Source organism: Rhizobium sp. IBUN, assembly GCF_000510625.1.
Lineage (GTDB): Bacteria > Pseudomonadota > Alphaproteobacteria > Rhizobiales > Rhizobiaceae > Rhizobium > Rhizobium altiplani.
In genome coordinates this window covers 1-9035 of sequence record NZ_AZNV01000080.1, presented here as the reverse complement: position 1 = coordinate 9035, position 9035 = coordinate 1, and the positions used below count along the sequence as shown (strand labels likewise).

12 protein-coding genes are annotated in these 9035 nt (G+C 55.3%); 5 read left to right on the top strand and 7 right to left on the bottom strand.

Features of this window, described 5'->3' with window-relative positions; all coding sequences use genetic code 11:
• Positions 1-248: 248 nt before the first annotated feature.
• Positions 249-470: a dodecin gene (locus RHIBUN_RS0132355; protein WP_025662813.1), complete on the bottom strand. Its 222-nt coding sequence runs from the start codon at positions 468-470 to the stop codon at positions 249-251.
• A 315-nt stretch (positions 471-785) separates the two neighbouring features.
• Here RHIBUN_RS0132355 and RHIBUN_RS0132350 point away from each other — a divergent pair, with 315 nt between their 5' ends.
• The 4 genes from RHIBUN_RS0132350 (at position 786) to RHIBUN_RS34995 (ending at position 4357) form a co-directional block, all read left to right on the top strand.
• Positions 786-1367 (top strand): hypothetical protein, encoded by a 582-nt coding sequence (locus tag RHIBUN_RS0132350; RefSeq protein WP_245271790.1) that lies wholly within the window; start codon positions 786-788, stop codon positions 1365-1367.
• Positions 1368-1484: 117 nt separating this feature from the next.
• Entirely contained in the window at positions 1485-2240 is a 756-nt protein-coding gene (locus RHIBUN_RS35000; RefSeq protein WP_025662811.1) for a hypothetical protein, read from the top strand.
• 377 nt (positions 2241-2617) lie between these two features.
• Positions 2618-2863: a hypothetical protein gene (locus RHIBUN_RS0132340; RefSeq protein ID WP_025662810.1), complete on the top strand. Its 246-nt coding sequence runs from the start codon at positions 2618-2620 to the stop codon at positions 2861-2863.
• A gap of 372 nt (positions 2864-3235) precedes the next feature.
• The gene (locus tag RHIBUN_RS34995) at positions 3236-4357 is read left to right on the top strand and encodes a LysR substrate-binding domain-containing protein (RefSeq protein ID WP_025662809.1); all 1122 of its coding nucleotides are present in this window, start codon (positions 3236-3238) and stop codon (positions 4355-4357) included.
• A gap of 178 nt (positions 4358-4535) precedes the next feature.
• Here RHIBUN_RS34995 and RHIBUN_RS36155 read toward each other — a convergent pair whose 3' ends face one another.
• Positions 4536-4679, bottom strand: a complete 144-nt coding sequence (locus tag RHIBUN_RS36155) for a DUF1127 domain-containing protein (RefSeq protein ID WP_084659943.1) — start codon at positions 4677-4679, stop codon at positions 4536-4538.
• A 121-nt stretch (positions 4680-4800) separates the two neighbouring features.
• On the opposite strand from RHIBUN_RS36155, the gene RHIBUN_RS36670 reads away from it, so the two are divergent.
• The gene (locus RHIBUN_RS36670) at positions 4801-4959 is read left to right on the top strand and encodes a hypothetical protein (RefSeq protein WP_156932797.1); all 159 of its coding nucleotides are present in this window, start codon (positions 4801-4803) and stop codon (positions 4957-4959) included.
• Positions 4960-5026: 67 nt separating this feature from the next.
• On the opposite strand, the gene RHIBUN_RS0132325 is transcribed toward RHIBUN_RS36670, so the two are convergent.
• From RHIBUN_RS0132325 to RHIBUN_RS37150, 5 genes are all read right to left on the bottom strand, one after another.
• Entirely contained in the window at positions 5027-5383 is a 357-nt protein-coding gene (locus tag RHIBUN_RS0132325; protein ID WP_245271789.1) for a PAS domain-containing protein, read from the bottom strand.
• Between the two features lie 141 nt (positions 5384-5524).
• Positions 5525-5836 (bottom strand): metalloregulator ArsR/SmtB family transcription factor, encoded by a 312-nt coding sequence (locus RHIBUN_RS34600; protein ID WP_051420154.1) that lies wholly within the window; start codon positions 5834-5836, stop codon positions 5525-5527.
• 110 nt (positions 5837-5946) lie between these two features.
• A complete protein-coding gene (locus RHIBUN_RS0132315; protein WP_018860444.1) occupies positions 5947-6210 on the bottom strand; it encodes a DUF982 domain-containing protein in 264 nt (87 codons plus the stop codon).
• A 754-nt stretch (positions 6211-6964) separates the two neighbouring features.
• Positions 6965-8014, bottom strand: coding sequence for a porin (locus RHIBUN_RS0132305; protein ID WP_025662806.1), 1050 nt, complete (start codon positions 8012-8014; stop codon positions 6965-6967).
• 727 nt (positions 8015-8741) lie between these two features.
• The coding region (locus tag RHIBUN_RS37150; RefSeq protein WP_210164520.1) for a hypothetical protein at positions 8742-9035 on the bottom strand (294 nt) is incomplete at its 5' end.

The window sequence follows — 9035 nt, the reverse complement described above, 5'->3', positions numbered from 1 at the left end:
CCGACCTCCAGCTCCATCAGCCGCTCGGCCGCAAAACCAATCATCTCACGCAATAAATCTGCATCCGCGCTCTTCTCAACGAGGGAGCGCACGTTCATCATGTCATTGGTCATCGGTGGTCTTTCCGTCAGGTTGGTCTTGAACAACCCGACCCTAGCGGAAAACACTGATGGCCGCCCGCAAAGCCGATCACCCGCTACAGCGCAACGAAAAGCGCGCGGGCACTCGGCTTTGCTATCTCCCGCCAGTTACACCATCTGCTGGGACACGATCCGAAAGCCGACCTTCATGACCACCTGATAGTATTCCACCGAGCCGTTCTTGATGTGGCCCCGGATCTGATCAACCTCAAACCAATCGAGGTTTCGCATTGTCTTTGACGCTCGTGATATCGCGGTCTCAATCGCCTCCGTCACCGAGACTTTCGAACTTCCGACAAGCTCCACCTTTTTATAGACGTGATCGCTCATTTCCATCCTCCAACCATTGACGTCGTTTAGGCACCCGATCGCCCAACTCATCCGAAGGAAAGTTTGCGTCCGTAGAGTCTCAAGTCCGAGTGGCATTCGAGATTCGTCCGTGCCCAAATGCTCGTCTCGACTTTGCCCCAGCGCCGCACCAATCGGTTGCCATGAAGGGAATATGAGCGAGCGAGCAAAGGTTTGAAACAAAATTCTGGCGCGCGGGGGCAGGCCTTCAGCTTTCGGCGAGCCGCTGACGGAAAAGTAGCGACGTTTTTTTGCAATTCGCTCTTGGAAGTATTCAATTGTAAATAAAGGAATTGTGTGGCTCTTCTTCTGTCGAGCGAACTGGTTCGCTTAGGTAGTGGAATTGGGGGCTGTTCCGCGACCGGTACCCGAATGTCATTATCAACAAGTTTTAAAGAAAACTGCGCATATGATTGCGGGGACTTTGCACAGTCAAACATTTCGCCCACCAAGGAGTTTCACATGACTGACGAAATCAAAGCCACCGTCACTAACGACACGGCAGCCGGGAATGAACCTAAAGTAAAGAAGTCACGCGCACCGCGAAAGTCGAAGACCGTCGCTGAAGCGGCTGTAGCCACGTCGGTGAGTACGCCCGCGAAGAAGACACGTGGCGGCCGCCGGAAGAACACGGAAAAGGGTGAGGCCATTGCTTCGGCGACGCCCGTTCCGGGAAATAAAATCGCCTCGACCAAATCAAAGGAAACCGCGCAACCTCAGAAGCGTGGCCGGCGGAAAGCCGAGGCGCCTAAGCCAGCATCGGACGACTTTGCGGATCTTCTGAAGCTCGAGGAAGAGAATCAGAAGCTCCGAAGGGCATTGTCCGAGAAGCTCCGCACAGAGAACGCTGACCTTCGGAAGAAGCTTGGCATGGCTTGAGTGAACAGGATCACGGGTTTTCCACAACGATGAGACTGATGACCGGGCAAGCATTGCAAGCCCGGTCTCCGGCCCGGTACTATGTTCTTGCAACACCGAGTCGGAGGAGGCGGATCGATGAGATCAGCGTGGAAACTGATTACTGGGTTGGTATCCCGTGGTAACTCAGAAGGACGTGGTGAGCTCGAGGACGAGACTTCGAAGGTACCGCATCCGGGCGCTAAAGACGTCGAAGCCATAACGCTTCCTGACACCGAGGAATCTGAACTCCAGGATTCTCCCCAACGCATTGAAGAGGCTTCCATTGAGCCGTCGGCCGCTCCTTTCGATGGCAGCGTCCAACGACCCGAGCCGCAAGAGAGGATTGTGGCGCCGTCCCGCCTTGCTCTGGCCAACGACGCCGAGCCCGTGCTGGCAACGACAATAAGGCTTGTGACGAAGGACAGGTTGAGCCTGCGAGCGGAACTCTCACATTCAACTGCAGTGCCGAATGCACCTGAAGCTAATGCCAGAAATGCTATCAGCGCGAATGCTAACGGCAGCGGAAAGTCGACCGAACCGGCCACATTGTTGACGAGCGATGCCAACGCAGCCACCACGCCAATCGCAATAGGCCGGAAAGCCGGGGTCGAGCGTATTCGCAAGGTAAGGTCGGCGCAAAGCGCTTCCGGCGTTGAACGGCCCAAGGTGAAACGGCGCTCTTTGCCGATTGCCGAGATCGAAACAGTGCAGGTATCGCCTGAAGCAGCATTCGTTTCCGAAAGCGTAGTGCTAAACAGCGAAATCAATCAGCTGAGACAGGAATTGGCTCAAAAGTTGCGTTTGCAAAACGACCAGCTAAGGCGAATGCTTTCCCGATATGATGCGGGTTGAGCAAGAGCGACTTCAGAACCGGGGACGTCCCGGCCGACGACGGTTTCAGTCCCTTTACGGCGTTTTTTAATCTTCGGGCACTTGCGTGCGGTTCTGCGGCCGCGGACAGCTAGTCGCTGCAAGATGCATCGTCTGCGGGATAGCCCAATCAGGACGAAATCACGCTGTTTCAGCCAATGCGGGACACGTCCGTCTGCCCCGCACAAGCCTTGACAGATTGACCCGTTATGGTTTGCAACTCGGTCCAGACAGAACCAGACCTGACCTACAAACGCGGAAAATCATGGAAGTACGTCAGTCGCATCTCAAGATCCTAATTTAGCCAAGATCACACGTCGATAGTGTTACGGAGTGGCAACTGGCAGCGGAGAGGGCGCATGTCGAGTTTCGCGAGTGTCGTTCTGTTGATTGGGTCGTCTTTGATCGCTTCTCAGACCTCTGCGGAGGAAGTTGGCATCGAGACGGGGTTGGAGAGAAGCACACCATCTCCTGACCAAGCGTACAATGAACACAAGGATCAAAAGCAAGCTGCGGAAGAACGCGACGGCGAGGTTGCCGAGATGGCCCGCCAGGCGTTATCAAAGGCCCGCTTACTTACCGTTCCTCAGCTGACATCAAAGTGAGCCTGCCTCAAGGGGAACCCTCAAAGATGTCGCTTATCGGGCTTGTCCCGCGATTTGGGAGAAACGGTAGCTTTTTCCCAAACGCATCCTGGGCCGCCTCCCGAAAGAAATTCGCCGACTTTTCGTTGCATATGCGACGTAACAGATCGGAAGAAACGCATCTCGATTTTCAGTACTTGAGTTGGTGGCAGCCCGCCATCGAGTATTCGGCCTTGAACTGATGACCAACAAGGCTGAGCCGAGTTTACGAGCGCCGCTGAGCGGAAGGAGTGCTGACACGAGGTGGGTTCCTCAACATTCGCGATTCTCGTATTTTTCCCATAATGGTTTTCCAGTGCGTAGTCAGCTATCTTGCTTTCCATGGAACGCAAATTGGCCGTCATTCTTGCTGCCGATGTTGTCGGGTTCAGTCGCCTCATGGAGGTGGACGAGGAGCGCACCCACGCGGCCCTTAATACGTGCAATACTGCCATTGCGGGCTTGGTCTCAAAGCACTCTGGTCGAATATTCGCTGTAGCCGGTGACAGCTTTCTCGCGGAGTTTGCGAGCCCGGTGGAAGCGATGCGAGCGGCGATTGAATTTCAAGAAGATGTTTCTGGGCGCTCATTCGACCTACCAGAGGGTCTGCAGATGAGGTTTCGCATCGGGATCAATCTTGGGGACGTGATTGTCGACGGAGGAAATCTCTTCGGTGATGGTGTGAATGTCGCAGTCCGCCTTGAGGCACTCGCGGAGCCGGGGGGAATCTGCCTTTCTAGTGCTGTCTATGAGCAGGTGGAACAGAAGCTGCCTCTTGGCTACGAGGACATCGGACCTCAGGCGCTAAAGAACATCGTGCGGCCGGTGAAAGCCTATCGGGTGTCTCTTCGCCGGGGGGCGGAGACGGTCCTTTCGATCACCGCAACGAGCACTTTCTCATCCAACTGGCTGGTTCCGCGATTGGGCCGCTTCCGAAATGCCAACCCCGATCTCGATATTGAACTGAAAGCGATGAGCCGAGTGGTCGATTTCAGTCGAGAGCCGTTCGATGTGGGAATCCGGGAGGGGCATGGCAAATGGCCTGGCCTTAAGGCTCACCCCTTAATGGATCGGGAGTTCGCCCCGTTTTGTAGTCCGGCTTTCCTGGAGGCGGCGGGTGAAATTAGGGTCCCTTCTGACGTCCTGAAACACCCATTGCTCGACTGGAGGGATGATTGGTGGCTGGACTGGTTTAATGCAGCGGGAGTCGACAGCCCAAAACCGTCATTCTCTCAGAACTTCCAATTTGATACGCAGCTCGCGATTAGCCAGGCCGTAATTTCCGGACAGGGGATAGCTCTTCTTACGCCTATGTTCTTTCAGACCGAAATTCAGTCAGGTCGCTTGGTGCAATTGTTTGATTTGACCGGCCGCCATGGGAAGTTCTGGCTCGTCTATTCGGAAGCACGGCAGAATTCTCGCAAAATAGTCGCTTTTCGGGACTGGCTCCTCGAAGAAATCAAGCGGGCGCTCTAGACAATCGACGTTTCCCAAGAGATGGATGCTCGCGTCTTTCATATTCGATTTTCGCCCAAAGCATAGGCAGAGCTCAGTGGCGTCGCCATGCGCGAGCCGCGCTTTCCGTTACCCGGGCGAAACAAAAGCGCCCGCCTGGTAGGACGAGCGCTTCAAACTGCACATTGTCTTCGCGGACTTAGCGAGCGCCAGCTCTTGCGATCCGCTCGATTTCGCCGCGATTGATGCCAAGGTCATGGAGTGACCGATTGCTCATGCGGCCCAGTTCGGAGACCGTCTGACGATACTTGCGCCAATTGTTAAAAGAGCGTGCGATGTTCATGAAAATCCCCTTTCCTGGGTTTTCGAAGTCAGCTGCCAGTCCGTGGCGCTTCGATTACTTCGATGTTGCTTATATATGATTGGTCGGACCAATTTTGCAGCGCGAAGACTGGACCGCAGCTATGCGTAGATTGCATGTCGTGCGTAGTGGTGAATGCGGCAAGTCGATGCTCAATGCGATCCGTACGGTTCGCACTGATGCCTGGAACTCGACGGCAGCCAGAAACGGAGCGGGCGATGATCTGCGAAGTCCATATGGCCACACCTGGCAGCTGCTATAGCGAATGACTACGGTCTCCGTGATCTCGCGCGGAAAAACCCTGGTGCAATCAGCACAGTGGCCGCATCTCAATGAGCCGCGCCAACGGGTAGGGACGTTTCGTCCGGTACTACAATTCCAGCGTAGTGGATCGGATTGTCTTTGCGATCCCGAAAGCATCGGCCGAAGGCGGAAACCGAAACATAGGATCCATCTGCCTTTTGTGACCGATAGTGCTGTACCGTTGGGTGTTGCGCGACAATGGCGTCGCTGATTTGTTTAGCCAAAACAGCCACGTCGTCTGGGTGCACACGATCAAGATAGGTTTGTACCGGCAATCCCCGTTCAGTTTCCTCGGGATCGAGACCGAACAACTCGGCGAGGGCACCGTCCGCGTACACGAGGTCGGCGTTCATATCCCACGTAAACAGGCCGGGGTCAGGCATTCGTTCACCCGAGATATTCGTGACGAATAAGTGCTTTGCGTCCGGCACCGTTGGTCCTCTCGTTTGCCTTTTTGCATAGAATGTCCCTAGCTCGACGTATCCACAAGTTGGCCATTGAGAGAAGAGTATGGCATCCAGAAGTTATGTTGACTTGGCAGCCGGACTGGCGTCCCGCGCAAAGATCTCTCCTACGGCTTCCAGGACCCTCCGAATACTGTCGTCTGATGTCGAGTAGTAGATTGTCTGCGCCTCGCGCCGCGTGGTGACTACCCTTGCGGCACGAAATCTTGCGAGATGCTGGGAGAGGGCCGACTGCGAGAGGCCTACCTTGTCTGCGAGTTCGTTCACACTGAGTTCGGCGCCGAGAAGATGGGAAGCAATAAGCAGCCGCTTTTCATTGGCGAGGAGAGTGAGCAGCTTCGCGTGCTCAACGAAAACCATTTCATCATGCATTTCAATTCACCATTTAACCAACTGCGGCTGACTTATACGTAAGATGGCGTCCAGGCTAGAGATCGCTACATTACATTTTTGAGATATTCGAGCGCAGCTCTGAGACGTGTTCAGTGAACCGCCCGGATTACTGGTATTCCCGCTTCGTCCGCAGCCCGAATGAGCGCTTCGCGTGCTTCCTGCGCCGATAGCTTGCCATGGATTGCGTCAAGGCAGACCTTCACCGCCTCCATGTACTCCTCTCCGTCGTCGGATGGCCAGTCACCTATAAGGGCTTCCGCAACCTCTCTCAGAGACCCGACGAGCCTGTATTTTTCCCGACCACCCATCACCAGCATCAGGGGAGCGAAGTGATCGCTTCTGTGCCACTTCATTACAAAACGCCTCCGCACGGTAAACACATCATTAACGGAGCAAGAAGTGTTCCAGCTTCACGACCCTTGGTGGAGACTCGACCAGCAGAGGCAGCAACGAAAGACCGTGCTTTGAGCGGGTGCGGAGGCTAGCATTCACGATCTCGGTGCAAATGCTACGCGCAAGTAGATGACGCCCGGGCCGCATTGTCACGGCCGCCAATGAACATGGTCTTCGTATTTCACCGGATGATATCGCCGGGTTACGAAGAGCAAGTGGAAAAAAAGAGGCCCCAATAGGGTGGGGCCTAGATTGATGAGCAGTGCCCGAAAGTGGGCAGCGCTGCGGACAATACGCCTCATGATCGAGGCGCTCAAGCAAAACAACTCTCGTTTACATTTCGTGACGATGAAGCATGATCACACCTTCGCGCTCCGGGCCACTGCTAACCCAAGAAAAGCCAATGTGTCCGGGTCTGCGCAAACCTCGTGATCCAGCTCAGGCGTCGTCCAGACGCTGCGGCGCCGTGTATGATGAGGCAGAGCACAAGCCAATGAACGTGTGCTGGCGGCGACGCGTTGGAAAGACGTTCTCTCGCCACGCGCGAATAGCTTCGTCCTCTAAAATGAAAGGGGTGGCCGGGCAGGGAACCCGGGCCACCCCTGGCATCCGACCGGAGGTCTACCCGATCAGAGACTTCCAACTGCCGCGCCGCGCTGCCTGTCCCCCCGACTTTAACCACGGAGAGAGGGAGAAACGCGGCGCCGTTCTTAATTAGAATGCCCGCTGGAGGCGGAAGTAGCCTGTCGTGACGTCGTCGATGTTGTCGCCGTCGAGGTAGTTGACGGCTGCCTTGGCGTAGAGGTTGACGGCGATCTGATAGTCAACCGTCACACCGACCTTCCAAGCGTCGTTGTCCGAGAAGGCGGCGTCGGTAGCGGCGTTAACGACGCGGTACCCGCCGTAGTATTGAACGCCTGGAGTGATCTTCAGCTTGTCGGTCGCCTTGATTGCGTATTCCGCAGCAATTGCCCACTCGGAAGTGGAGTAATAAGCACCCGGATCAGACGCCCAGACAGCTGCGAGGCCAAGGGTGCCCGGACCAATCGCAACGGTACCCATCGCACGGACTGCGCCGGCTTCGTTGTCGGTGTCGTAACCAGCTGTGACTTGGTAGCTGAATACCCCAGCCTTGCCGCCGATGCCGACTGCTACGCCGACGTTGTTCGGCTGTTCGCCGTTGTAGAACGGGCTATCTTCCAGCTCGTCAACGCTGATGCCAGCGTAGACGTTTTCAGCTTCGTACTGATAACGGATGGAGTTGTGCAGCGTGACCTTGCTGCCGATGTCGTCGGTATCGCCCGAGAGGCCATCGTCCCACCAGCTGTAGAACAGACCGGCGCGGAAGCCAGCGATATCGATATAGGCGGAGTCGAGCACGGACGCCTGCGACTTGGCGTTGTCGGCATTCGTCTGCAGGACGATAACACCAGTGAGCGGGCCGTATTCGGTGTCGCTCTTGGCGGTGAACTGGACCTGACCACGGGTGTAAGCGTCCCAGTCAGAGTCGTTGGCGACTGTGGTGCCATTGCCGGTGGTTGCGCTGGCACTCGGGCCGGCGCTAACCTGGAAACGGATGTAACCGCTGATCTTCAGGCAGGTTTCGGTGCCCGGGATGTAGAAGTAGCCGCTGCCGTAAGCGTCGCAAACGCGAACGTATTCAACCGCCTCCGGCTCCGCAGCGACGATGGCGTCAGCGGCCTGGGCGTTTGAGATGGCAGCCAAGGCCGCGGTCGTGCTCACAAGGATCATCTTAATGTTCATAAATAGTCCAATCTTCTGTCGATTGGGCACAGGTCATCATTGCCGAGAAACGGCTCTACCTACCCAGTTTTGGTGAAGAACTCTGCGAAGCAATGTGCGTTAGCGCAGAAGCGTGTTGCTCATTCTACCTGAATGAAAAAACTACCAATGACATTGTCTATTTGAAATATGCACGGATCCCCCTTGGTATCTATGATTGAGCATTGCCCCACGGCATCGCTTATGCCCGTGCTACCTATCGCGGTGTTGTTCTCGTCCGCAAACTTGAATTGCAAAGGATTTATAAGTTCCCGTTATAGATGGCTTGATCGTCACCATGATCTGACCTGAATCTCTCCTGACGCCGCAAATTCCCTCGAGAGAGGGGATCGCTGGGCGAGGTGCGTGAAATCGCTGTCACGGGCTACAGCAATGCCGAGGAGAGTTTGTCAGCAGCGGTTTTCGATCATCAGGCCCGACCGGTTTCCTTTTGAAGGAGCCACCGTTCTTCTGGACCAGGCTCCATCCAAGGACCTCGGCGAGCGTCCACAACACAGATCCGGGATGTTACGACCGGAGGTCTGTGAGCGACGGGGGGCCATTCAGAAAATTACCTCGTAAGTTCAATCAGTTGTTCGAATTGTTTCGAGATTCCAATAGTCCTGCTTGACGGCTCTCTGGTTGGGCATCTATAAGCCCCCTCACTGAACGAGGGCGGCGGCGCTGCTGGCGACGAAGACCTTCGCTCTCAAGTTTCTTTTAAGATTGGCTTAGCTGCTGATTGGTTCCTTGGACTTTTTGGTTTGAGGCGAGGAAATTCGACCGGGGTATCTGGTCTGTTATTTGACAATTGAAGATGAGAAGAAAGAGAAACGTGGGCGGCGGAGCTTGCGGGACCGGAAGAGATTTCGGTTCTTTGAAAGAGACTTTGGCGGTCACGTTTATCAAGAGAAGTTACACTGGTTTTTGACGCAGGGGTTTTGGCCTTTGTGTTTGGAAAACAGGTGTGAAGTTCTCGTCGATTCAGAACGTGACGTAAATG